Origin of the sequence: Zobellella sp. DQSA1, assembly GCF_041950555.1 — a bacterium.
Lineage (GTDB): Bacteria > Pseudomonadota > Gammaproteobacteria > Enterobacterales > Aeromonadaceae > Oceanimonas.
This window is the reverse complement of the sequence record NZ_CP169531.1, coordinates 707,881-731,538: the sequence shown is the minus strand read 5'-3', so window position 1 is coordinate 731,538 and position 23,658 is coordinate 707,881. Positions and strand designations below refer to the sequence as shown.

Annotated in this window: 21 protein-coding genes; 3 read left to right on the top strand and 18 right to left on the bottom strand. The window is 60.9% G+C overall.

Going from position 1 to position 23,658, the window contains the following annotated elements; genetic code table 11:
* Positions 1 to 22: 22 nt before the first annotated feature.
* From pgi to ACEVBK_RS03545, 3 genes are all read right to left on the bottom strand, one after another.
* The gene (gene pgi, locus ACEVBK_RS03555; RefSeq protein ID WP_375057221.1) at positions 23 to 1,642 is read right to left on the bottom strand and encodes a glucose-6-phosphate isomerase; all 1,620 of its coding nucleotides are present in this window, start codon (positions 1,640 to 1,642) and stop codon (positions 23 to 25) included.
* 220 nt (positions 1,643 to 1,862) lie between these two features.
* Positions 1,863 to 2,279, bottom strand: a complete 417-nt coding sequence (locus ACEVBK_RS03550; protein ID WP_375057220.1) for a VOC family protein — start codon at positions 2,277 to 2,279, stop codon at positions 1,863 to 1,865.
* 40 nt (positions 2,280 to 2,319) lie between these two features.
* Positions 2,320 to 2,919, bottom strand: a complete 600-nt coding sequence (locus tag ACEVBK_RS03545; RefSeq protein WP_375057219.1) for an NADPH-dependent FMN reductase — start codon at positions 2,917 to 2,919, stop codon at positions 2,320 to 2,322.
* Positions 2,920 to 3,044: 125 nt separating this feature from the next.
* Between ACEVBK_RS03545 and ACEVBK_RS03540 the strand changes: the two genes are divergently transcribed.
* Entirely contained in the window at positions 3,045 to 3,671 is a 627-nt protein-coding gene (locus ACEVBK_RS03540) for a helix-turn-helix transcriptional regulator (RefSeq protein ID WP_375057218.1), read from the top strand.
* A gap of 490 nt (positions 3,672 to 4,161) precedes the next feature.
* Here the strand turns inward: ACEVBK_RS03540 and mdh are convergent, their stop codons facing one another.
* From mdh to ACEVBK_RS03515, 5 genes are all read right to left on the bottom strand, one after another.
* A complete protein-coding gene (gene mdh / locus ACEVBK_RS03535; RefSeq protein ID WP_375057217.1) occupies positions 4,162 to 5,100 on the bottom strand; it encodes a malate dehydrogenase in 939 nt (312 codons plus the stop codon).
* A gap of 122 nt (positions 5,101 to 5,222) precedes the next feature.
* Complete coding sequence (gene artM, locus ACEVBK_RS03530; protein ID WP_375057216.1) at positions 5,223 to 5,900, bottom strand: arginine ABC transporter permease ArtM; 678 nt, start codon at positions 5,898 to 5,900, stop codon at positions 5,223 to 5,225.
* Complete coding sequence (gene artQ, locus ACEVBK_RS03525) at positions 5,893 to 6,540, bottom strand: arginine ABC transporter permease ArtQ (protein ID WP_375057215.1); 648 nt, start codon at positions 6,538 to 6,540, stop codon at positions 5,893 to 5,895. The genes artM and artQ overlap by 8 nt, the downstream gene beginning before the upstream one ends.
* A 1-nt stretch (position 6,541) precedes the next feature.
* On the bottom strand, positions 6,542 to 7,282 hold the full coding sequence (locus tag ACEVBK_RS03520) for a transporter substrate-binding domain-containing protein (RefSeq protein WP_375057214.1): 741 nt from the start codon (positions 7,280 to 7,282) through the stop codon (positions 6,542 to 6,544).
* 21 nt (positions 7,283 to 7,303) lie between these two features.
* Positions 7,304 to 8,041 (bottom strand): ATP-binding cassette domain-containing protein, encoded by a 738-nt coding sequence (locus ACEVBK_RS03515; protein ID WP_375057213.1) that lies wholly within the window; start codon positions 8,039 to 8,041, stop codon positions 7,304 to 7,306.
* 133 nt (positions 8,042 to 8,174) lie between these two features.
* Here ACEVBK_RS03515 and argR point away from each other — a divergent pair, with 133 nt between their 5' ends.
* A complete protein-coding gene (gene argR / locus ACEVBK_RS03510; RefSeq protein WP_176442060.1) occupies positions 8,175 to 8,675 on the top strand; it encodes a transcriptional regulator ArgR in 501 nt (166 codons plus the stop codon).
* 70 nt (positions 8,676 to 8,745) lie between these two features.
* Here the strand turns inward: argR and ACEVBK_RS03505 are convergent, their stop codons facing one another.
* The 6 genes from ACEVBK_RS03505 to ACEVBK_RS03480 all read right to left on the bottom strand — a co-directional run bounded on the left by ACEVBK_RS03505 (position 8,746) and on the right by ACEVBK_RS03480 (position 15,351).
* Positions 8,746 to 9,660 (bottom strand): Dyp-type peroxidase, encoded by a 915-nt coding sequence (locus tag ACEVBK_RS03505; RefSeq protein WP_375057211.1) that lies wholly within the window; start codon positions 9,658 to 9,660, stop codon positions 8,746 to 8,748.
* Between the two features lie 147 nt (positions 9,661 to 9,807).
* Positions 9,808 to 10,872, bottom strand: coding sequence for an ABC transporter ATP-binding protein (locus ACEVBK_RS03500; RefSeq protein WP_375057210.1), 1,065 nt, complete (start codon positions 10,870 to 10,872; stop codon positions 9,808 to 9,810).
* The gene (locus ACEVBK_RS03495; RefSeq protein ID WP_375057209.1) at positions 10,872 to 12,494 is read right to left on the bottom strand and encodes an ABC transporter permease; all 1,623 of its coding nucleotides are present in this window, start codon (positions 12,492 to 12,494) and stop codon (positions 10,872 to 10,874) included. Before ACEVBK_RS03495 ends, ACEVBK_RS03500 begins: the two co-directional genes overlap by 1 nt.
* A gap of 35 nt (positions 12,495 to 12,529) precedes the next feature.
* Positions 12,530 to 13,540 (bottom strand): Fe(3+) ABC transporter substrate-binding protein, encoded by a 1,011-nt coding sequence (locus tag ACEVBK_RS03490; RefSeq protein WP_375058508.1) that lies wholly within the window; start codon positions 13,538 to 13,540, stop codon positions 12,530 to 12,532.
* 230 nt (positions 13,541 to 13,770) lie between these two features.
* Positions 13,771 to 14,997, bottom strand: a complete 1,227-nt coding sequence (locus tag ACEVBK_RS03485) for an ammonium transporter (protein ID WP_375058507.1) — start codon at positions 14,995 to 14,997, stop codon at positions 13,771 to 13,773.
* A 15-nt stretch (positions 14,998 to 15,012) separates the two neighbouring features.
* Complete coding sequence (locus ACEVBK_RS03480) at positions 15,013 to 15,351, bottom strand: P-II family nitrogen regulator (protein ID WP_094040211.1); 339 nt, start codon at positions 15,349 to 15,351, stop codon at positions 15,013 to 15,015.
* Between the two features lie 177 nt (positions 15,352 to 15,528).
* Here ACEVBK_RS03480 and arfB point away from each other — a divergent pair, with 177 nt between their 5' ends.
* Positions 15,529 to 15,945 (top strand): alternative ribosome rescue aminoacyl-tRNA hydrolase ArfB, encoded by a 417-nt coding sequence (arfB, locus tag ACEVBK_RS03475; RefSeq protein WP_375057208.1) that lies wholly within the window; start codon positions 15,529 to 15,531, stop codon positions 15,943 to 15,945.
* Between the two features lie 53 nt (positions 15,946 to 15,998).
* Here arfB and ACEVBK_RS03470 read toward each other — a convergent pair whose 3' ends face one another.
* The 4 genes from ACEVBK_RS03470 to ACEVBK_RS03455 all read right to left on the bottom strand — a co-directional run bounded on the left by ACEVBK_RS03470 (position 15,999) and on the right by ACEVBK_RS03455 (position 23,631).
* Positions 15,999 to 16,358 (bottom strand): YacL family protein, encoded by a 360-nt coding sequence (locus tag ACEVBK_RS03470; RefSeq protein ID WP_375057207.1) that lies wholly within the window; start codon positions 16,356 to 16,358, stop codon positions 15,999 to 16,001.
* Between the two features lie 118 nt (positions 16,359 to 16,476).
* On the bottom strand, positions 16,477 to 19,074 hold the full coding sequence (gene acnB / locus ACEVBK_RS03465) for a bifunctional aconitate hydratase 2/2-methylisocitrate dehydratase (RefSeq protein ID WP_375057206.1): 2,598 nt from the start codon (positions 19,072 to 19,074) through the stop codon (positions 16,477 to 16,479).
* 212 nt (positions 19,075 to 19,286) lie between these two features.
* On the bottom strand, positions 19,287 to 21,530 hold the full coding sequence (locus ACEVBK_RS03460; RefSeq protein WP_375057205.1) for a patatin-like phospholipase family protein: 2,244 nt from the start codon (positions 21,528 to 21,530) through the stop codon (positions 19,287 to 19,289).
* 226 nt (positions 21,531 to 21,756) lie between these two features.
* Positions 21,757 to 23,631, bottom strand: coding sequence for a methyl-accepting chemotaxis protein (locus ACEVBK_RS03455; RefSeq protein ID WP_375057204.1), 1,875 nt, complete (start codon positions 23,629 to 23,631; stop codon positions 21,757 to 21,759).
* Positions 23,632 to 23,658 lie beyond the last annotated feature (27 nt).

Here is a 23,658-nt window from a genome sequence, read left to right as displayed (position 1 = left end):
AGCTGGAAGCTAGAAGCTAATTTCAGGCCCAGTCTTTCAGCTGGGCCAGCAGGCTGCGGGTGGAAGCATCCAGCACCGAGGTATCGCCATCACCGGTGATGCAGGGCAGCAGTACGCTGGCCTGCTTCTTGCCGAGCTCCACACCCCACTGGTCGAAGCTGAAGATATTCCAGATGGCGCCCTGCACGAAGATCTTGTGCTCGTAGAGGGCGATCAGCGCCCCCAGGGTGTGGGGGGTCACCTTGGGCAGCAGCAAGGTGTTGGAGGGCGAGTTGCCCTTGTGTACCTTGAAGGGAATAAGCTCCGGCTTCTCGCCCTGCTCGCGCAGCTCCTGCTCGGACTGGCCGAAGGCCAGGGCCCGGCTCTGGGCCAGACAATTGGCGATCAGCTTGGCGTGGTGATCCCCCAGGGGGTAATGACTCTGGGCCGGCATGATGAAGTCCGCCGGGATCAGGTGGGTCCCTTGGTGGATCAACTGGTAGAAAGAATGCTGGCCGTTGGTGCCCGGCTCGCCCCAGACGATGGGCGAGGTGTGGTAGCCCACCGGCTCGCCGTTGCGGTCCACCGACTTGCCGTTGGACTCCATCACCGCCTGCTGCAGGTAGGCGGGCAGCCGGTGCAGACACTGGTCGTAGGGCAGTATCGCCTCGGATGGCGCGTTCAGGAAGTTGCGGTACCAGATGCCGAGCAGTCCCAGCAGCGCCGGCATGTTGGCCTCCAGCGGCGCCGTTTTGAAGTGCTGATCCATCTCCCAGGCGCCGGACAGCAACTGCTCGAAGCCCTCGAAACCGATGGCCAGGGCAATCGGCAGGCCGATGGCGGACCACAGGGAGAAGCGGCCACCCACCCATTCCCAGAAAGCGAACATGTTGTCGGTGTCGATGCCGAACTCGGCCACCTTGGCGGCGTTGGTGGACAGGGCTACAAAGTGCCTGGCGGTGGCGGACTCGTCCCCGGCCGCCGCCAGCAGCCATTCCCGTGCGCTGAAGGCGTTGGTCATGGTCTCCTGGGTGGTGAAGGTCTTGGACGCCACGATAAACAGGGTGGTGGCCGGGTTCAGCCCTTTCAGGGTCTGGGCCAGGTGGGCACCGTCCACGTTGGACACGAAGTGTACCCGCAGCTCGCCATGGTAAGGCTTGAGCGCCTCGCTCACCATATAGGGGCCGAGATCCGAGCCGCCGATGCCGATATTGACCACGTCCGTCATGGGCCGGTCATCGAAACCGGTCCAGCCGCCGCCGCGTACCGCCTCGCAGAAACGCTTCATCTGTGCCAACACCGCCCGCACCTGGGGCATCACATCGGTGCCGTCGGCCAGGAGCATGGGCTGGTCTGCCCGGTTACGCAGCGCCATATGGAATACCGCCCGGCTTTCGGTCCGGTTGATGGTTTCACCGGCGAACAGCGCCTTGATGTTGTCGCGCAGCCCGGTTTCCTCGGCCAGGGCCAGCAGGCCGGTCAGCACCTCATCGTCGATCAGGTTCTTGGAAAAATCGAGTTTGAGGCAGCGCTCCAGCTCCAGGCAGTAGCGGCGTGCCCGCTCCGGATCCTCGGCGAACAGCGCCGACAGGGTGCGTTCGGTCTGGGCCAGTTGGCCGAGTTGTTGCCAGGCCCGGGTATCGAGGGGATTGACTGAGTTCATAACATCACCTGCAGCATAAAGTTAGAAGAAGAAAAGCGGTTACCCAAACCGGCGGCACGACGCTGTCGGCATGGGTAACGGCTCCGCTCTCGGCTCAGTAGCTGAATCGAGCCAGCTACAATAAAAAGCAAAGCGCCGGATTGCAATTGCCTTGAGCGGATTCCTTGCTTCGGCGCGCAAAAAAACGGCCGGGGCTGTCCCGGCCGGTGTTTCCGCCGTATCAGTAGCGGTTGCGCTCGGTTGGCACATCGCTCAGGTATTGCACAAACTCCACCTCGTAACCGTTGGGATCGATAAAATAGAGATTGCGCCGATATGGATCCTCGACCCCTTCCTTGTCGATCCCGAAGCCGGCCGCGGCCAGCCGTCGCGCCACCCCGTCGATATCGGCAGTTACAAAGGCGAAATGGGCCAACCCCAGCCGATGGCCGCGCAGATCCCGATTTTCTCCTTCACCGTCGTCGTTGAACGTCAGGTACTGATAGTCATCCCCGAAGTGAACCCAGTTGCGGACTTTGCCATACCAGTCGCTCTCGCCGCCGCCACGCACCCACCAGTGGGGAAAGGCCGCCCGGTAAAAACCCAGGGTTTCGGGAATGTCGCGTACCACCAGATTAAGATGTTCGAGTCGTATCATCACTCACTCCTTGCTTGGTTGATGGGTCTGCAAAGCCGGCTCACATGCCGTAGGCATAGCGGTGCCGGTCGGGATACGGGCGACTCCGGAGCCCTTCCCGCATCGTCTTCAGGGCCCGAGTGTAGCCGGCCAACATATGGAGGCTGTAGTCGATCCGCTCCCGCAGGCGTCGATCCCGGGGGCCACCGATCGCCGGATTCAATACCTGTTCCACGTTGCGGATGATCAGGTGGTCGGGCACGGGCACCAGCTTGTTGTTCTTGAGGGCGTTCATGCGCAGCTCTCCGATGGGATAGCCGCCACTGACGCCGTTGACCACGGACACCAGCAGCACCGGCTTGTGGGCGGTATGTTCCGGCTCGCACATCAGCAGGAAATTTTTCAACAAAGGCGTGGCCATTCCCCCCCATTCCGGGGTGATCAGCACCAGAGCGTCGGCGGCAACGAGCAGCGGACTGAGCGCAGCCCAGGCATTGCCCTTGCTCTGCTCGCTGTCGCCGTCCCAGAACGGCAGCGGATGGCGGCATAACTCGAGGTGATGGTGCTGTCCAAAGGGAGAAGTGAGCCCGACCAGGTAATCACCCACCCTGGCACTCTGGGAAGGACTGCGCTGACTGGCACTGACGACAAGCAATTTCATATTAAGTAAACCTTTTTATAAATAAATTCATTTATAAACTATATACTTTATTTATTGATGTAAATAAAAAATAAACCGAATTATTTACTTAATTGTGGGGCGGGTGATAATGGCGACCGGAGGTGATGATGAAAACCACGGATCGAATACTGGATTTGCTCAAGCGGCAGGGGGCGCAAACCGCCAAGGAGCTGGCCGCCGAGCTGGACATGACCACCATGGGGGTACGCCAGCACCTGCAGGCGCTGGAGCAGGAAAGCCTGGTCAGCATAGAGGACAGGGCGGAAGGACGTGGCCGGCCAAGCCGGTACTGGATGCTCACCGCCGACAGCCAAAGCCGCTTTCCCGATCGTCACGAGGAGCTGAGCGTGCAGTTGATCGAATCGGTCAGGGTATTGTTCGGCGACGCAGGACTGGACAAGTTGATAAGCCACCGGGAACAGGCGGCCCTGGCCCGCTACCAGGCCGCCCTGGCCCCGGCGGAGGGCCTGGCGCAACGGCTGGACATACTGGCCCGGCTCCGTAGCGACGAAGGCTACATGGCGGCGGTGCTGGAGCAGGACGGGCACTATTATCTGGTGGAAAATCACTGTCCCATCTGCGCCGCCGCCGCGACCTGCCAGAATTTCTGCCGCAACGAGCTGCAACTGTTTCAGCGGTTGCTGGGAGACGAGGTCAGAGTCAGCCGGGAAGAACATATTCTGGCCGGAGCCCGCCGCTGCGCCTATCGCATCGAGGCGGAGCATCGATAGCAGAAAGGGAGCCGAAACTCCCTTTCAGACTGCTGACAAACCTTCGGGCTGACCTAGACAGGTAACACCCGTACCAAAATAGGCGGACAAAGGGAACGGCTCCGCCGACCCTCCACGCCAGGGAGGGCGCGGCGGAGCCTCCAGGGATGGATTCACGGCGTGTCGACGGAGGTGGCCCTTTGGCCGACTTGTGCAATCATGGCAACGACTTAGTCATCAAGCAAAAAGGGAGCCGAAACTCCCTTTCAGACTGCTGACAAACCCTCGGGCTGACCTAGACAGGTAACACCCGTACCAAAATAGGCGGACAAAGAGAACGGCTCCGCCGACCCTCCACGCCAGGGAGGGCGCGGCGGAGCCTCCAGGGATGGATTCACGGCGTGTCGACGGAGGTGGCCCTTTGGCCGACTTGTGCAATCATGGCAACGACTTAGTCATCAAGCAAAAAGGGAGCCGAAGCTCCCTTTAGGTGTCAGACGGAATCATCGCCTTACTGGTTGACGAACTCGACGCCTTTCTCGATGTCGCCGCGCAGGGTTTCCAGCATGCCGTCCATCGCGGCCTGCTCGTAGGCGCTGACGGCGCCGTAGGGCAGTACCTTCTCCACGCCATTCTTGCCGAGCAGCACCGGCTGGGCGAAGAACTGGGCATGCTCGCTGCCGCCGTCCACATAGGTGCATTCCACCACGTTGGCTTCACCCTGCATGGCTTTCACCAGGGACAGGGCGAAACGGCAGGCGGCCTGGCCCATGGACAGGGTGGCGGAGCCGCCACCGGCCTTGGCTTCCACCACTTCGGTGCCGGCGTTCTGGATGCGGTAGGTCAGCTTCTCGATTTCCTCGTCGGAGAAGGAAGCACCTTCCACCTGGGACAGCAGCGGCAGTATGGTCACACCGCTGTGGCCGCCGATGACCGGTACCTTGACCTGGGTCACGTCCAGGCCCTTGGCTTCGGCCACGAAGGTCTCGGCGCGGATCACATCCAGAGTGGTGATGCCGAACAGCTTGTTCTTGTCGTACACGCCGGCCTTTTTCAGCACTTCGGCGGCGATCGGCACAGTGGTGTTCACCGGGTTGGTGATGATGCCGATGCAGGCCTGGGGACAGGCGGCGGCGGCTTTCTCGATCAGGTTCTTGACGATGCCGGCGTTCACGTTGAACAGGTCGGCACGGTCCATGCCCGGCTTGCGGGCAACGCCGGCGGAGATCAGCACGATATCGGCGCCTTCCAGGGCCGGGGTGGGATCTTCACCACCAAAACCGACGATGCTCACCGGCGTGGGGATGTGGCTCAGATCGGCGGCGACACCGGGCGTTACGGGAGCGATATCGTACAGGCTTAATTCAGAACCGGCAGGCAGGTGGTTTTTCAACAGCAGGGCCAGAGCTTGACCGATACCACCGGCGGCTCCGAGTACGGCAACTTTCATAGCTGAACTCCGTTTATTATAGGGTTGTTATACGTTTCCTTGGGCCTTAGCAACATAGCGAAAGCGCCCGGGAAAGACAATGCCTGTGGGGCACCGAAATCACGTTCTGTGAACCAGGCCGGTCACCCCTGCGCCTGGAACACCAGCGCCCGCCGCTCCAGCATGCGGAACAACAACGTCAGCACACCGTTCAGGATCAGGTAAATCGCCCCCGCCGCCCCGAACACCGTCAGGGTGTCGTAAGTCTGGGCATTGATGCGCTGAGCCAGGCCCATGATATCCATGATGGTAATGGTACTGGCCAGGGAGCTGCCCTTGAGCACCAGCACCACCTCGTTGGAATAGGCCGGGATCACTCGCCGGGCCGCATGGCGCAGCTTAACGCTGAGTGTCTGCCAGGAAGTCATGCCCAACGCCTTGCAAGCCAGGGTCTCCCCCTTGGGCACCGCGTCCAGGGCGCCCTTGAACAACCGGCAGGTATAGGCCCCCGCGTTCATGCCCAGCGCCAGCACGGCACAGAACATGGGCTCGCGCAGGTAGGCCCAGGCCCAGCTCTGCTTCACCCAGTCGAACTGGGCCGGGCCGTAGTACACCAGGAAGATCTGCACCAGCAGCGGGGTGCCGGTCAGCAACAGCAGATAGCCTTCCGCCAGTTGCGCCAGCACCGGTACCTTGCGATCCAGGATCCAGGTCAGCAGCAGGGCGATCAACAACCCCAGCAACAAGCCGGAGAAGGTAATGATCAAGGTCACCTGCACCCCCTGCATCAACAGGGGAAGATAGTCGAGCCACTTAGTCATAACGGGTTACCCTCCCCTGCAGCCGTTTCAGCCCCTGCTGACTGAGCACGGTGATCGCCAGGTAAATCAAGGCGGCAGTCCCGTACCAGGTAAAGGGCTGGTAGGTGCTGGCCGCCACCGACTTGGCCTGATACATCAGGTCGTGCACCCCGATCAGCGACACCAGGGCGGTGTCCTTGAGCAGGATCAGCCACTGGTTGCCCAGCCCCGGCAGGGCATGACGCCAGGTTTGCGGCAACACGATACGAAAAAAACTATACAACGGCGGCAACCCCAACGCCTGGGCCGCCTGGCGCTGACCCCGGGCCACCGCGTTCAGGGCACCGCGCAAGGTCTGGGCGGCATAGGCGGCGAACAGCAGCGACAACGCCGTCACCCCGCACCAGAAGGGGCTGAACTCCAGATACCGGCCGGTGAGCAGGAACAGCAGGTGGGTGGAGCCGAAATAGATGAAGAACACCACCAGGATTTCGGGCAGGCCGCGCAGCACCGTGGTCAGTATCGAGGCCGGCCAGCGCAGCAAGGCCGACCGGCTCATCTCGGCACCGCACAACAGCACGGCCAGCACCAGGCCGGCCGCCAGGGACACCAATGCCAGCCCCAGGGTCATCAGGGCGGCATTAAACAGATGGGTCATCATCTCAGTGCGGGAAGTACTTTTGGTAGAGGCTCTCGTAGGTACCGTCGGCCTTGAGCTCGGCCAGGCCCTGGTTCAGCTTGTCGAGCAGTTCCTGGTTACCCTTGGTCACGGCGATACCGAAACCGGTACCGAAGTAGTTCTCGTCGGTGATCGGATCGCCCACCACTTCATAGCCTTCGGTCTTGCCCAGCCACTCGCCCACCACGGCGGTATCGGCGAACACCGCTTCCAGCCGGCCGTTGGTCATGTCCAGCAACGCATCCTGTACGCTCTGGTAGGGACGGGACTTGAGCCCCTCGCCTTCCAGCTTGTCCTGGATGTATTTCTGGTGGGAGGTACCGTTCTGCACGCCCACAGTCTGGCTCATCAGCTCGTCCAGGCTCTCGAACTTGCCTTGCGGCGCCACGAATACCGCGGAGTTTTCGTAGTAGATATCGCTGAAGTCCACCTGCTCGGCCCGCTCCGGGGTCACGTCCATGGCGGCGATAGCAGCATGGTAGCGGCGGAACTTGAGACTGGGGATCAGGCTGTCGAAGGCCTGGTTGTGGAAGCTGCACTCGAGTTCGGCCACGGTGCACAGGGCCTTGGCCAGATCGATGTCGAAGCCCTGTATTTCGTTGTTTTCGTCCACAAACTCGAACGGCGGGTAGGCGGCGTTGGTCACGAACTTCACTTCTTCCGCCTGAACGGCGGTGGCGCCCAGGCCGGCCAGCAGGGCCAGAGACAGTAGGGTTTTATTCATGGTCATGTCCTTAAATTGTGATTAATGGGTCAGAAATTCCGCCAGACGCTTGCTCTGGGGATGATCGAGCAGGCCGGCATCACCATATTCCACCAGCCGCCCCTGCTCCAGGTAGGCCACTTTGGTCGCCACCCGTCGGGCAAAAGCGACCTCGTGGGTGACGATCACCTGGGTAATGCCGGTTTGTCCCAGTTGCTGGATGATCTCCGCCACTTCCTTGGTGATCTCCGGATCCAGCGCCGCCGTGGGTTCATCGAACAGCAACACCTCGGGGTTCATCATCAGGGCCCGGGCAATGGCCACCCGCTGCTGCTGGCCGCCGGACAGGGAGCCGGGCCAGGCCTGACGCTTGTCGGCCAGTTTGAGCTGGCCCAGCAGCTCGCCCACCCTGTCTCTCGCCTTGTCCTTGTCCATGCCCAGCACCTTGAGCGGCGCCTCCAGCAGGTTCTGCTCTACCGTCAGGTGCGGCCACAAATGATATTGCTGGAACACCATGCCCACCTTGCAGCGCAGCTGCTGTGCCCGTTTCTGTAATCTGGACGAGTGGGAGTCGGGAAAGGAGAAATGCTCACCAACGATGGTCAGGGTACCGGAATCCGGAACATCCAGCAGGTTCAGTAGCCGCAGCAACGAACTTTTTCCTGCACCACTGGGCCCAAGTAGAACTAATGTCTCTCCGGCATCGCATTTAAGCGAGACCTGGCTTAAAATTTCCTGACCAGCCCAAGACTTGCAAATGCCGCTGAATTCAATGCCCATGCGCTATGTTCACATCCTCTGTCAGAGTCTTCGGCTGATTTTATTTTACATTACTGTTAATGCAAGCTGATTATGCATCTTTATGCAAAATAAATGACTATTCCTTGATAAAAACCGGCCACGGATAGACAATATGTCCCATTCAACCACGCTCAGTCGACTGCAAAAAATGAACGAAAAACAAGAACAGCTGATCAAGGCCTTCAAGGCCCTGCTCAAGGAAGAACGCTTCGGCTCCCAGGCGGAAATAGTAAGCGCACTGCAGGATCTGGGCTTTGACAATATCAACCAGTCCAAGGTCTCCCGCATGCTCAGCAAGTTTGGCGCCGTGCGCACCCGCAACGCCAAGATGGAAATGGTGTATTGCCTGCCGGTCGAGCTGGGTGTCCCCACCAGCAGCAGCCAGCTCAAGAACCTGGTGCTGGATGTAGACCACAACAGCGCCCTTATCGTGATCCACACCAGCCCCGGCGCGGCCCAGCTGATTGCCCGCATGCTCGACTCCCTGGGCAAAGCGGAAGGCATTCTCGGCACCATTGCCGGTGACGATACCATCTTCATTACCCCCACCAAGGACACCCCGATAGAAACCCTGTTCCAGAGCGTGCTGGATTTGTTCGAACAGTACGTCTAAAGCAGGGACTTGGGATTTGGGAGCAGGGATGACAATCCCATGTCCCTGCTCCCAAATCCCTGCCTCCCGGTTACAGCTCCCCTTGCTTCTCCAACCAGGTTTCCGACGGGGCGAAAAATGCCGAGCCGGTTTCGGCCTGGGTAAACAACGTCAGGTGATCGAAGTGGCCTTGTGCATCGGCCTGGAACATGCTGTCCAGCATGCGGGTGAAGTGCAACGGAGTGTTGCAGCAGGAGATGAACACCAGGCCCTGCTCGGCGGCCGAGCCCCAGGGCATGCTCTGGCGCAATATCTCCATGCCGTTGCCCGCCTCGTCCTTCAGGCTGGTGCGTTTGGTATGGGCGGTGGGTGGCTTCAGCTCCGAGTCATACTCGATGTTCTCGGCCTTGGTGCGCCCGTACACGTCCTCCTGGGACTTCACCGACATGCGCTGCCACTTGGCCAGGTTGTGCCGGTAGTGCTGCACATGGACATAGCTGCCCCCGGAGAAGGGCCCCCCGGCCACCAGCGCGACCTCGGCCCGGTGCTCCCCCTCTGGGTTTTCGGTGCCGTCCACAAAGCCGGTGAAATCACGGCAGTCCAGGTAGCGAAAACCCTGCCGCTCGTATTTGAGTTCGACCTTGTCGGCCAGCAGGGCCATCACCCGCTGCACGGCGATATAGGCCACATCCAGCCGGTCGGCCCTTAGCTGGAAAAAGAGATCGAAGGGGGTTTCGGGCGCGAGTAGCTTGCCCTGCTGCTGGGCCGGAAAGGGCACCAGCCCGGTCGGACGGCCCCGGGGGTAAAGCGCGTCCCAGGCCCGGTCTCCCACCGCCACCAGGCCGGAGAAGTGGGCATCCGGATAGCTCTGGGTCAGTGCACGCCACAGGGCCGGTGCTTCGGCCAGGGCGGCGCGCACCGCCCCGTGCCGCTGGGGGAGAATGTCGAACATCAGATAATAAGCATGAAGATTGGGTTCGGCACACACGCCGGCTTGTGCTGTCATCGCCTGCTCTCTCGGTGATTGGTAATGGCCCAGTATAACCGGAAAAACAGGGACTTGGGACTCGGGACTCGGGACTCGGGACTCGGGACTCGGGATTATAGTCCCCGGCCCTGATCCCCAGTCCCGGCTTTTGATTCCCGGCTCTTATCACGCCACGGCGCGCTGGCCCTGCTGGGTATCGGGAAAAAACGTCAGGGCATGGGGCTCCACACTGACACTGACCTGACTCACCGCCGGCAAGGGTTCATTAATGCTCACTTCAAGCTGCAGCCCCTGGCATTCCACCAGGCAACGGGTGTGGGCGCCGAGAAACTGCTGCTCCAGCACCCGGCCATTGCCCTGCTCGGCAAGTGAAAGCCGGATCTGCCGCGGCCGCAGCAGCAACTGGCCGTGGGTACCGGGCTCGGCATTCAGCGCAGACTGGCTCACTATGGGCCCCATGGCGGTCACCAGAGTACGGTTGTCGAGCACGGTGGCAGATACGTAGTTGGCCAGGCCCAGAAAGTCGGCCACAAAACGGCTCTGGGGATGCTGATACAGGGTCTGGGGCCGCCCCACCTGCTCGATATGACCGGCACGGAACAGCGCCAGCTTGTCGGAAAAGGCAAAAGCTTCTTCCTTGCTGTGGGTCACGAAGATGGCGCTGATACCCTGCCCCTTGAGCAAGGCCCTGATCTCACCGATTAGCCGCATCCGCACCTGGGTGTCGATATTGGAAAAGGGCTCGTCCAGCAGCATCAGGCCGGGTTGGCAGATCAGGGCCCGGGCGATGGCCACCCGTTGCTGCTGGCCGCCGGAGAGCTGGTGTGGATAACGATCACCCAGCTCCGCCAGGTTGACCAGTTCCAGCACCTCTTCCACCCGGGCCTGGACCCGCGCCTTGTTCCTCTCCTTGCTCTGCAGGCCGAAAGCCACATTCTGCGCCACATTCAGGTGCGGGAACAGGGCGTAATCCTGGAAAATCATGCCGATATTACGTTCTTCCGGCACCACCGCCACACCCTGGCCGTTCATCCGCCGCTCATGGATATAAATGTCGCCCCGGGTTACCGGCAACAGGCCGGCCACCGCCTTCAGCAGTGTGGTCTTGCCGCAGCCGCTGGCCCCCAGCAGACACATGATTTCGTTCTCGGCCACCGAGAGAGACAGATTATCCAGTATGGGTTTGCCGTTATAACTACAACGAATGCCGTTTACATCCAATGCCGCCATCAGTGATGCTGCTCCAATGATCGGTTCAAGAAAATCAGCGGGATCAGGCCGACCAGCACTATCACTATGGCGGGCAGGGCCCCTCGTTCAAGCTGCTCATCGGACACGAACTGATATACGTAAGTCGCCAGGGTCTGGAAGTTGAAGGGGCGCAGCAGCAGGGCCGCCGGCAGCTCCTTCATGCACTCGATAAACACCAGCAGAGTACCGGCCAGCATGCCCTTGCGAATCAGCGGCATGTGCACTTTCATGATCATGGCGCCGGGGCCGTAACCCATGGTCTGGGTCACCATGTCGAGCGAGGGCGACACCTTGTTGATGCTGCTTTCCACCGCCCCTACCGCCATGGCGCCGAAGCGCACCAGATACCCGAAGGCGATGGCGGTCATGGTGCCGGTCAGCACCAGGCCGGGTTCCCGCAGCCCCAGCCACAGGGCCAGATCATTGATGGCGAAATCGAGGCTGGTCAAGGGCACCAGCACACCGATGGCCAGCACGGTACCGGGCAGGGCGTACCCCATGGACGCCAGCCGCATCGGTATCACCGTATAAGACTTTCCCTTCAGACGGTGGGTCATGCCCAGTAGCAGCGCTACCATCAGCGCCACCGCAGCCACCAGGGCCGACAGCAGCAGGCTGTTCAGGCTGTATTCGAAGAAACGGGCATTCCAGGCCTGCTCGAAGTACTGCACCGCGTGATAGCAGAGGATAAGAAAGGGCAACAGGAAACCGAGCAGCACCAGCCCCCAGCAGAACAGCAGGGCCAACAGCCGGATCCCACCGGTCAGCCGGTAACCGGTTTCCTGCTCATGGCCCATGTTTTTCTGAAACACCTGCTGACGCTTGCGGCTGATGCGCTCCAGGCTCAACAGCACCATCACCACCAGCAGCATCATGGCGGCGATTTTGGCGGCGGCATTAAGGCTGCCGTAGCCCAGCCAGGTGTCGTACACCGCCGTAGTCAGGGTATTAACGGCAAAGAAGTGCACGGTACCGAAGTCGGCCAGGGTTTCCATCGCCACCAGCGACAGCCCCACCGCGATGGACGGACGGGCCAAGGGCAGACTAACCCGTTTGAAGCTTTGCCAGGGCGTGCAGCCCAGCAGACGGCTGGACTGGATCAGGCTGGTGGATTGCTCCAGGAAGGCAGTCCGGGCCAGCAGGTAGACATAGGGATAGAGCACCAGGCCCAGCACCAGGGCGGCGCCCCCCAGGCTGCGGATGGGCGGGAAATAATAATCGGCGGCCGACTGCCAACCGAACCAGCTGCGCAGGCTCTGCTGCAGGGGACCGGAGTAATCCAGCAGGTCGGTATAAACGAAGGCGACGATATAGGAAGGCATGGCCAGGGGCAGGATCAGCGCCCACTGTAGCCAGCGTTTGCCGGGCAGTTCGCACATGGCCATCAGCCAGGCGGCGGGTACCCCGCAGACCAGGCTGAAGCCAAGTACCAGCAGCACCAGCCAGAAGGTATTGTGGATATAGACGGGCAGCACGGTGCGCCACAGGTGCCGAAAGATATCCTCCGCGGGCAGCAGTGCTTCTACAATCAACGCTAAAATGGGCAAAGTCAGCAGCAGAGCCACGCCCCAACTGCTGACCATCCAGCCAAGTCTTTTCATCTACAACTCAAAACGGGGGAAAGACCCCCGTCTTTTTACAGATCGTATTGGACTTCGTCCATCAATTGAATCGCTTCTTTGGCATGTTTTGCGACGTCAGTCAGCGGCAAGGCATCAACCTTGAACTCGCCCCAGCTCTTCACCAGCTCGGACGGCTCCACGCCCGGCTTCACCGGATGCTCGTGGTTGGCAGACGCATAGAGGTGCTGAGCCTGGTCACCGGCCAGGTATTCCATCAGCTTGACCGCCGCATCCTTGTTCTTGGCATGCTTGGTCAGGGCCACGGCAGAAATGTTGACGTGGGAGCCACGATCCGCCTGGTTGGGGAAGTTGACCACGGCCGCTTCTGCCCAGTCACGCTGACCGTCGTCGTTGAGCATGGCGCCATAGTAGTAGCTGTTGCCCAGGGCGTAGTCACAGACCCCGTCACGAATCGCCTTGACCTGATCCCGGTCGCCCCCCTGGGGCTTCTGCGCCAGGTTGGCTTTCAGGCCTTCCAGCCATTGCTTGGTGTATTCGGTGCCGTGTTCGGCAATCATGGACGCGGCCAGGGCCACGTTGTAGGAATGCTTGCCGCTGCGAGTACAGATCTTGCCCTTGTACTTGGGATCGGCCAGCTCTTCATAGGTGATGTCGGTCTTGCCCACCCGCTCGGCGGAGCTGTAGATCACCCGGGCACGGCTGGTCAGCGCGAACCATTTGCCGTCCGGATCCCGGTACTGGGCCGGAATGTTCTGCTCCAGCACGTCGCTCCGCACCGGCTGGGTCAGATCTTTCTCGACCACGTCCATCAGACGGCTGATGTCCACGGTCAGTACCAGATCCGCCGGAGACAGGCGGCCTTCCCGCTCCAGACGCTCACCCATGCCATCCGGAATATTGACCAGGTTGACCTGAATGCCGGTTTCCTTGGTGAATTCATCAACAATTGGCTTGATCAGGAAATCCTGGCGGTTGGAGTAAACGTTGACTTCTTCGGCAAAGGCCTGAGCGGTAAAGCTGGATACCAGCAAGGCGGCGGCGGACAGGAAAAACTTGTTAGACATCATCCAGATTCCATTTGGTTGAGTGAGAATAATTAACGTTTGGGAGTATACCTGTCCTTACTGCGGAATCAACAGCCAGGCGGTATCTAAATAATAAAAATTTTCATCTGCAATAAGGTTCTCCATCCTCCCGGTTTTTCCTTGCGCCAGATCAAAGCATCGCAACAAAAAAGGGAGACCCAAAGGGTCTCCCAAAACCAGGCTCGGCAGCCTCGTCAAGTCGTTGAAAATCAGTTTTGCTTCACGGTCACGAACTCGGGGTAGGCATCGATACCGCAGTCGATCATGTCCATGCCTGACATCTCTTCCTCTTCGGTCACGCGGATGCCCATCACCTGCTTGAGCAGGTACCACACCAGCATGCTGGCGAAGAATACCCAGGCACCGATGACCACTATGCCGACCAGCTGAGCCCACAGGGTGGCTTCTTCGTTGGCGACCGGCACCAGCAGCAGACCGAAGATACCGCACACGCCGTGCACGGAGATAGCACCGACCGGATCATCGATACGCAGCTTGTCCAGGCTGACGATGGCATAGACCACCAGCACGCCGGCCAGCAGGCCGATACAGGCGGCCCACAGGTGACCGGGCGACAGCGGATCGGCGGTAATGGCCACCAGACCGGCCAGGGCACCGTTGAGGATCATGGTCAGATCCGCCTTGCCCCAGGTCATCTTGGTGACGACGAGGGCGCCGATGGCACCGGCGGCGGCGGCGGCGTTGGTGTTGACGAAGATCTTGGCCACGGCGGTGGCGTTTTCCACGTCGGATACCAGCAGTTGGGAGCCGCCGTTGAAACCGAACCAGCCCATCCACAGGATAAAGGTACCCAGGGTTGCCAGCGGCATGTTGGAACCGGGGATCGGATGGATCTCGCCGTTCTTGCCGTACTTGCCTTTACGGGCACCCAGCAGCAGTACCCCGGCCAGGGCGGCGGCGGCACCGGCCATGTGCACTATGCCTGAGCCGGCGAAGTCGGTGAAGCCCCACTCGGACAGGAAACCACCGCCCCAGGTCCAGTAGCCTTCCAGCGGATAGATAAAGCCGGTCAGCACTACACAGAAGGCGAGGAAGGCCCACAACTTCATGCGCTCGGCCACGGCACCGGAGACGATGGACATGGCCGTCGCCACAAACACCACCTGGAAGAAAAAGTCGGACTCAAGGGCATGATCGGCATCGGCATCGACAGAGCCAATCAGGCCGCCCAGGCTCGGCAGCCAGCCGCCTTCGGCATTGTCCACATACATGATGTGGTAGCCCACCAGCAGGTACATGGTACAGGCGATGGCAAACAGCAGAATGTTCTTAGTCAGAATTTCGGTGGTGTTCTTGGCCCGGACCAGGCCCGCCTCCAGCATGGCAAAGCCGGCCGCCATCCACATCACCAGTACACCGGACATCAGGAAATAAAAGGTGTCCAGAGCAAACTTCATTTCGGTCAATGCATCCATCATGCGTTCCCTCGCTTAAATCGCTTCTACGTCGCGCTCGCCGGTGCGGATCCGCACGGTTTGCAGCAGGTCAAATACAAAAATCTTGCCGTCGCCGATCTTGCCGGTGTAGGCGGTTTCCGAGATGGCCTCGATCACCCGCTCCACCTGATCGGACTGGGTCGCGATTTCCAGCTTGATCTTGGGCAGGAAATCAACGGTATACTCGGCGCCCCGATACAGCTCGGTGTGCCCTTTCTGGCGGCCAAATCCCTTTACTTCCGACACCGTCATGCCGTCTATGCCCACTTCAGCCAAGGCTGAACGCACGTCATCGAGTTTGAACGGTTTGATAATGGCGCAGATCATCTTCATGGCTAGCTCCGTGTTGTAAGCCTGTGACCCTTAGCTATAAACAATCTCTATGCCAACTTTTTTAGTTCATTATTTTCAATGGGTTATGATATTCACGCTGGCCGATGGCAAGGGAGGGATGTTATCTTGGTGCAGGCTTGAACAGATAAGCACCAAAATAGTGCATCGGAGTAAGACATGCTGGAAATATCGGCCCGGATCAGTATCCCCGAGCGGGAACTGGAATTCTTGACCATGCGCGCTGGCGGTCCCGGCGGCCAGCACGTGAATAAAACCGACTCGGCGGTGCAGCTGCGTTTCGATTACGCCAATAGTCCAAGTTTGCCCGACAGTTACAAGGCGGCGCTGGGCGGAATGAAAGACAACAGGATACTGCCGTCCGGCTGGATCCTGATCCGCTGCGACAGCGATCGCAGCCAGTTGCAGAACAAGGAAACCACCAGGGCAGCCCTGGTGGCCCTGCTGCAACAGGCCGGCCGCCCCATCAAGGTGCGCCGGGCCACCAAACCGGGCAAAGCCGCCAAGGCCCGCCGGGTAGACAGCAAAACCCACAGGGGAAAAATCAAGAGCGGAAGAGGGAAGGTGAAGCTGTAAATATCGGGGATTGGGGATTTTAGTCCCCAGTCTCGGTTCCTCAATCCCTACCGTTACTTTTTACTGACAAACTCCCGCCACTGGCTCAACACTCGGGCCAAATCGTCCAGGCCGCAGCCGGCAAACAGCTCGTCGTCGTAGTAAGCCATGCCCTCCTCCAGTTCCTCATTGGCAAAAGCCAGGGTATGGGCGGCGAGTTCGGCCTCGTCCTTGCTCAACAACAGGGTGAACTCGGCGTAGATTTTCCTGAACTCTTCCCGCCGGCGCTCCTGCAGCTCACGGATCACCCCGAGCAGTGCCTCGGCTTCCATCGGGCTCACCTCGTCCGTCAGCCACTGGCCGAAAGCCTCGTGTCCCATGGAAAAACGCGCCCGGCACGCCCCGTTCAGGTCCCTGAAAAATTCAAAGTCCATAACTACCTCATCTGTCATCAAGGGCGGGATTCTACTCCCTCACGCCGGTTCGTGACAGCCACCCAGCAAAAAGCCAGCCCGGAGGCTGGCTTTGGTTAGCCGTGTTTCAACGCGGCGCTCAGATGGCCTGCTGGAAGATCACGGTGTCGGCTTTCTCCAGGTAGCTGTCCAGCTCGTCGAAGTTCAGGTAGCGGTAGGTATCCGCCGCCGTGGCGTTCAGCTCCTTGGCGTACTCCTGGTACTCCTCAACGGTCGGCAGCTTGCCGTGGATGGCCGCCACCGCCGCCAGCTCGGCCGACGCCAGGTAGACGTTGGCGCCCTTGCCCAGACGGTTGGGGAAGTTGCGGGTGGAGGTGGACACCACCGTGCTGTTGTCCGCCACCCGCGCCTGGTTACCCATGCACAGGGAGCAGCCCGGGATCTCGATGCGGGCACCGACCCGGCCGAAGATGCCGTAGTAGCCTTCACTGGTCAGCTGATCCTTGTCCATCTTGGTCGGCGGCGCCACCCACAACCGGGTCGGCAGCTGGCCCTTGAACTTGTCCAGCAGCTTGCCGGCGGCGCGGAAGTGGCCGATGTTGGTCATGCAGGAGCCGATGAACACCTCCTCGATCGGCTCGCCCTGCACCTCGGACAGCAGGCGGGCGTCGTCCGGATCGTTGGGCGCGCACAGGATGGGCTCCTTGATCTCGCTCATGTCGATTTCCAGCACATGGGCGTACTCGGCATCGGCGTCCGCGGCCATCAGCTCCGGGTTGGCCAGCCACTCTTCCATGCCCTTGATGCGCCGTTCCAGGGTACGCCGGTCGCCGTAACCTTCGGCGATCATCCACTTCAGCATCACGATGTTGGAGTTCAGGTACTCGGCGATGGGCTCCTGGTCCAGCTTGATGGTACAGCCGGCGGCGGAACGCTCGGCGGTGGCATCGGCCAGCTCGAACGCCTGCTCCACCTTCAGTTGGGGCAGGCCCTCGATTTCCAGCACCCGGCCGGAGAATTCGTTGATCTTGCCTTCCTTGGCCACGGTCAGCAGGCCGTGCTTGATGCCGTAGTAGGGAATGGCGTGCACCAGGTCGCGCAGGGTGATGCCGGGCTGCATCTCGCCCTTGAAGCGCACCAGCACCGACTCGGGCATGTCCAGCGGCATCACGCCGGTGGCGGCGGCGAAGGCCACCAGGCCGGAGCCCGCCGGGAAGGAGATGCCGATGGGGAAACGGGTGTGGGAGTCACCGCCGGTGCCCACGGTATCGGGCAGCAGCATGCGGTTCAGCCAGGAGTGGATGACGCCGTCGCCCGGGCGCAGGGATACGCCGCCCCGGTTCATGATGAAGTCGGGCAGGGTGTGGTGGGTCACCACGTCCACCGGCTTGGGATAGGCGGCGGTGTGACAGAACGACTGCATGGTCAGGTCGGCGGAAAAGCCGAGGCAGGCCAGGTCCTTCAGCTCGTCCCGGGTCATGGGGCCGGTGGTGTCCTGGGAGCCGACGGTGGTCATCCTGGGCTCGCAGTACTGGCCGGGGCGCACGCCCGCCACGCCGCAGGCCTTGCCCACCATCTTCTGGGCCAGGGTGTAACCCTTGCCGGAATCGGCCACGTCGGCCGGGCGCTTGAATACCTCGGAGTGGCCCAGGCCCAGCGCCTCGCGGGCCTTGTCGGTCAGGCCGCGGCCGATGATCAGCGGAATACGGCCACCGGCGCGCACTTCGTCCAGCAGCACCTCGGTCTTGAGTTTGAATTCGGCCAGCACCTCGTCGCTGCCGTGGCGGCACACTTTGCCTTCATAGGGGTAGATGTCGATGACATCGCCGGTATTGAGTCTGGTCACGTCGCATTCGATGGGCAGGGCGCCGGCATCTTCCATGGTGTTGAAGAAGATGGGGGCAATCTTGTTGCCGATGCACACACCGCCGGCGCGCTTGTTAGGCACGAAGGGGATGTCGTCGCCCATGTGCCAGAGCACCGAGTTGGTGGCGGACTTGCGGCTGGAGCCGGTCCCGACCACGTCGCCCACGTAGGCCAGGGGGAAGCCTTTTTCCTTCAGCGCCTCGATGGCGGCGATCGGGCCCACGACGCCATCCTGATCCGGGGCGATGCCGGGGCGGGCGTTCTTCAGCATGGCCAGGGCGTGCAGCGGGATATCCGGGCGGGACCAGGCATCCTGGGCCGGGGACAGGTCGTCGGTGTTGGTTTCACCGGGCACCTTGAACACGGTCATGGTGATCTTGTCGGCCAGGGCGGGACGGCTCAGGAACCACTCGGCCTCGGCCCAGGACTGCAATACCTGCTGAGCGTGGCCGTTGCCGGCCTTGGCCTTGTCGGCCACGTCGTGGAAGGCGTCGAACATCAGCAGGGTGTGGGACAGGGCTTTGGCGGCGATGGGAGCCAGGGCGTCGACGTCGAGCAACGCGATCAGCGGCTGGATATTGTAGCCGCCCTGCATGGTGCCCAGCAGCTCGGTGGCCTGGGCGGCAGAGACCACGGGTGAACTCACTTCGCCCTTGGCCACGGCGGCGAGGAAACCGGCCTTCACATAGGCGGCTTCGTCGACACCGGGGGGAATACGGGTAGAAAGGAGTTCATAAAGGAAGGATTCTTCGCCGGCGGGTGGGTTCTTGAGTAATTCAACCAGGGCGGCAACTTGCTCTGCATCGAGTGGCTTGGCAACCACTCCCTCTGCGGCACGTTCTTCGACGTGTTTACGATAGGCTTCAAGCACGACTGTATCCTCTTATTATCATTCGCCACCGTGGGCGGGAATATCCTTGTTGGGGGCTGGCGTCCCGTCCGGACGCCGCAGCAGTATATAAGTTTTAACCGGGAATTAAAATCCGGCGCCCCTACCCTTTGGTCGAATGCATGGGTAAACCCATGTTTTTAATATACTTTTGCCTATCCGACACAGACTTCACCACCAACAAACCATTAACATCAGAAGCTGAACAGATTGCCAAAATAGAGATAAAAACTGTTTTTATCCCCTTCCCCATGGCCATAAGCCAGATATAACGGCCCCCAATTGGTGTCCACGCCGATAAAAATACTACCGGCAGTCAGGGCGCTGTCCCACCTCACATCCGAGCCGGTATTCCACACCCCGCCCCGCTCCAGGGAGCCACCCAGGTACACCGGCGAGCGGAAGGCGCCAAAATCGTTGTCGAACCAGCGATAGTGATAGAGCAGGCCGCCGAAGCCGCTGTAGCGGCCGCTGAGCTGATCGCTCTGGTAGCCGGACAGGTTGAACAACCCTCCCAGGCTGCGGGCAAAGGTGGGCACCTCCTGCTCGGCACTGGAGCCACCGAACGCCAGCTTGCCGATCAGGGTGTGGCGGTCGAACCGGTAAGGCCGCAACCATTCCAGTTCGTAATCCAGGCCGGTGACGCTGTCCTTGCCGCCATTGATATCCAGGCTGTTACGAAAATACCCCAACCGTACTTCCCAGGCCTGGCCACTGGTGGGAAAGAATACATTGTCCAGGGTATCGTGACTGAAACGCACATAAGGTCCCATTGAACCTATATCCAGCCGTTCGTCGATATTACGCGCCTCGATATCGCCGACCAGGCCCTGGAAGCCCAGGGCCAGCTCGCTCCAGGGATGCAGGTTATAACCCAGCTCGGTCAGCAGGCTCCAGGTGGCGTAGTCGACATCCAGGGTCGTCAGGGGGTGGAACAACTCGGACTGGGGGTCCGAGGCATCGAAGAAGAAGCTGCGGCGGCGCTTTTCATACTCGCCGCGCACCTTCCAGAAGAAATCGTAATCGGTGTCGAGCGGGGTATAGAACTCGGACGCCAACTGCTTGTTGCTGCCAAAAGTCGCCTCCAGCAGCCACTCCCCGCCCAGCATGTTGATATTGGTGCGGCGGAACTGGGCGCCAATCTCGTAATTGGAATTACTGGAGAAATCATCCTCCAGGGCAAACTTGAAGTCGACGAATCCCGGCCCCCAGCCTTTCTCACTGGTTTGCACCGTCAGTACCTGCTCGCCATCCAGATCTTCGATGCGATAGCTGACCCGTTCGAAAGCATCCAGGGCATAGAGGCGGCGTACCCCGCTTTCCAGTTCCCGAGTCTGGTGAAACTGGCCCGGTACCACCCCCAGCACATCGCGGATCACCGCCTCGCTCAGGCCGGAGTTGTTCTCCACCGCGATCCGATCCAGGTACACGGCATCACTGCGCTGCAGCTGGGCGCGCCGGTCCAGTTTATGAGACTGATAAGCCAGGAATTCCTCCTCCGTCAACGTCAGCGCTTGCAGCCGGGGCAGCATGACCTCGGCCGCCGCTTCGCCCCGACTGATGGCGTCCGGCATCAGGCTGAAGTCCCCAACCCCGATGCCACCGATATTGGGCAGGATCAGAATGTCCTGCTCCGTCATCAACGCTTTCTGCCGTTCGGTGCTGGAGCGGGTGAGGTAGTTGGTAAGCTGGCCAATCATCGCCAGGGCACTGTCGAGCCGGTCCCGAGGCAGCATGGCGTCACCGATATCCACCGCTATGATGATATCCGCCCCCAGTTCCCGGGCCACATCCACCGGCATATTGTTGACCACGCCGCCATCGGCCAGCAGCCGGCTGTCGATTACCACCGGCTGCAGCACCCCGGGCACCGACATCGAGGCCTGCATGGCGGTAGCCATATGGCCATCTTCCAGCACCACCGGCGTGACGGTTTCCATATCGGTGGCCACCGCCCGGTAGGGAATGGGCAGGTCATCGAAGCTCTTCAGCCCGGGCAGGTTGAGGGTGCTCTGACGCAGCAGGGCTCCCATGGACTGGCCCTGGAAAAAACCGCCGGGAAGGCTCAAGCGCCATTGCTCGTCGATACCGATATCGGTACGCAACAGATATTCGTCATTCTGCCGCTTGCGCCGTAGCGACAGTTCATCCCGACCGACCTTGTCCTGATACCCCTGGTTCCAGTCCAGGCTCAGCATTTGCCGCTCCAGCTCATCCGCATCCAGCCCCAGGGCATACATGCCGGCCACATAGGCACCCATGCTGGTACCGGTCACGATATCCACCGGAATGCGGTGCGCCTCCAGCACCTTGATCACCCCCACGTGGGCCGCCCCCTTGGCGCCCCCCCCACTCAGTACCAGGGCGACCTTGGGACGATCGGCCAGGGTCGGCATGGATCCCAATAACAACGTCAATAGCAGGAAATAGCGGCTCATGGCGGTTCGGCAAAAACGGGAAAGAGTAAGCGCATTGTAGAGCGGGAAATCAGGAATGGGGAGAGAGATTGCGCGCCCTTCTGAAATCGCCCCCATGCCCCATGCCGGGGCTGCGACGAACGGCGTCAGTCACCGCGGGTGGCGGCTTCTGTCCGCCCGGCCAGGCGATGAAAGGCCGCTGCTGTGCGTGAGGTGTTAAACACCTCACGCTTAACGCCTCACAGCATCAGGCCGGCAGGCGGAAACGACCGATCAGCCGCTGTAGCTCGGTCCCCAGGCGGGCCAGCTCAGAGCTGCTGGAAGCCGTCTGCTCGGTGGCCGCCGCCGAATGCTCGGACACTTCACGGATGCTGAATACCGAGCGGTTGATCTCCTCGGCCACCGAACTCTGCTGCTCCGAAGCCGTGGCGATCTGGCTGTTCATCTGCTGGATATCCGATACCGAGCGGGTGATGGCATGAATGGAGTCGCCGGCCTCGTTGGCAATGGCCACCGTGTCCTCCGCCATGGACGCACTCTTGCCCATCATGATCACCGACTCCTGGGCCTTGGCTTGCAGCCCCTGGATCAGGGTTTCTATCTGGGAGGTGGCCTGCTGGGTTCGTTGCGCCAGGGCCCGCACCTCATCGGCCACCACCGCGAAGCCGCGACCGTGCTCACCGGCCCGGGCCGCTTCAATGGCCGCGTTCAGGGCCAGCAGGTTGGTCTGCTCGGCCACCCCCTTGATCACGTCGAGGATGCTGCCGATATTGAGGCTCTCACTCTCCAGCTGGTTGATGGTGGCCAGGGAGCGGCGCACCTCCTCGGCCAGCTCATTGATATGGGCGATGGTCAGGGTCACCTTGCGATCGCCGGCGCTGGCGTCGGAGTCGGCGGTGCGGGCCGAGCCGAAGGCGGTTTCCGCATGCCGCGCCACCTCCTGCACCGTGGCCGCCATCTGGTTCATGGCGGTAGACACCTGCTCCAGTTCCATCCGCTGCTGGTTCACCCCGGTACGGGTCTGCTCCGACACCGCCGACAGCTCTTCGGCGGAGGTGGCGATATGACCGGCGCTGTTGTTGAGTTCGCTTACCAGTTGACGCAGGTTGAGGGTCATGGTCTGCATCCTATCCATCAGCCGGCCCAACTCATCCTTGCGGTTATGTCGGATATCCTGGCTCAGATCCCCCTCGGCGATGCGGTTGGCCTGGGACACCAGTTGGTTGAGCGGGTGGATGATGCCAAGGGTAATCAGCCAGGCAAACAGCATCCCCATGACCAGCGCGGCGGCGGTGACCGACAAGATGATGATGCGCGACCAGTAACTCTCGCGCGCCATCTCGGCCTGCTGATTGGCCAGCAGGGTGGTGGCACCATCGGCGATACTCTGGGCCACGGCATCGATTTGCTCTTCCACCGCCACCAGGCCGTTGATGGCCTCGATAAAGCGTTCCTGCTGCTGCTGGAACTGCTCGAGCAGTTCCAGCAGCTCCTTCACGTCCTCGTCGGGCCTCATGTTAAGCCGGTTCTCCAGGGTCACCAGCAGGCCGCGCAAGCGGGAGGAGAGCTGCATGGCATCGATCTCGTCCCGGCTTAGGGCAAAGTCTTTCTGGGTCAGGCGGATGCCCACCAGCCGCACCAGCCAGCTCATGGCGCTGGCGTCGCTGGCACTCAGGTACTCGGCCCGCTGCTGGGCGGAAAAGCCGATGCCGTTCAGGTCGAAGATCTGGCGCTGTGCGTCTTCGCTGAGGCTGGCCACCTGGGTCAGCGCCTCCTCGAAGTTCCGGGTGCCGGCCAGGATCTGTTCGACCAAAGCCAGATCCTCGGGCTCGACCAGCGCCTGTTGCAGACGTTCCGCCAGTTCCCGTGCCTGCAACACCGTCTCCTTGGCCAGCACCAGTTGCTCCGGATCATCCTGCAACAGGTAGTTTTTTTCATGTTGCCGGGCCTTGCTGAACAGCAGGTCGATGGCACCGGCCTGCTCCAGTTTTTGTCCCCGATCCAGCACCGAAGAAAGGTTGTAGAAACTGATGGCGGCAGTGGTAAGGGTTGCCAGCAGCACCAGTGCGAAGCCCAGGGTCAACTTAACCCTGACACTAAGGTGGCCTAATATAGAGAGCATCTCGTATTCCTTTACTTTGGTCGGAAA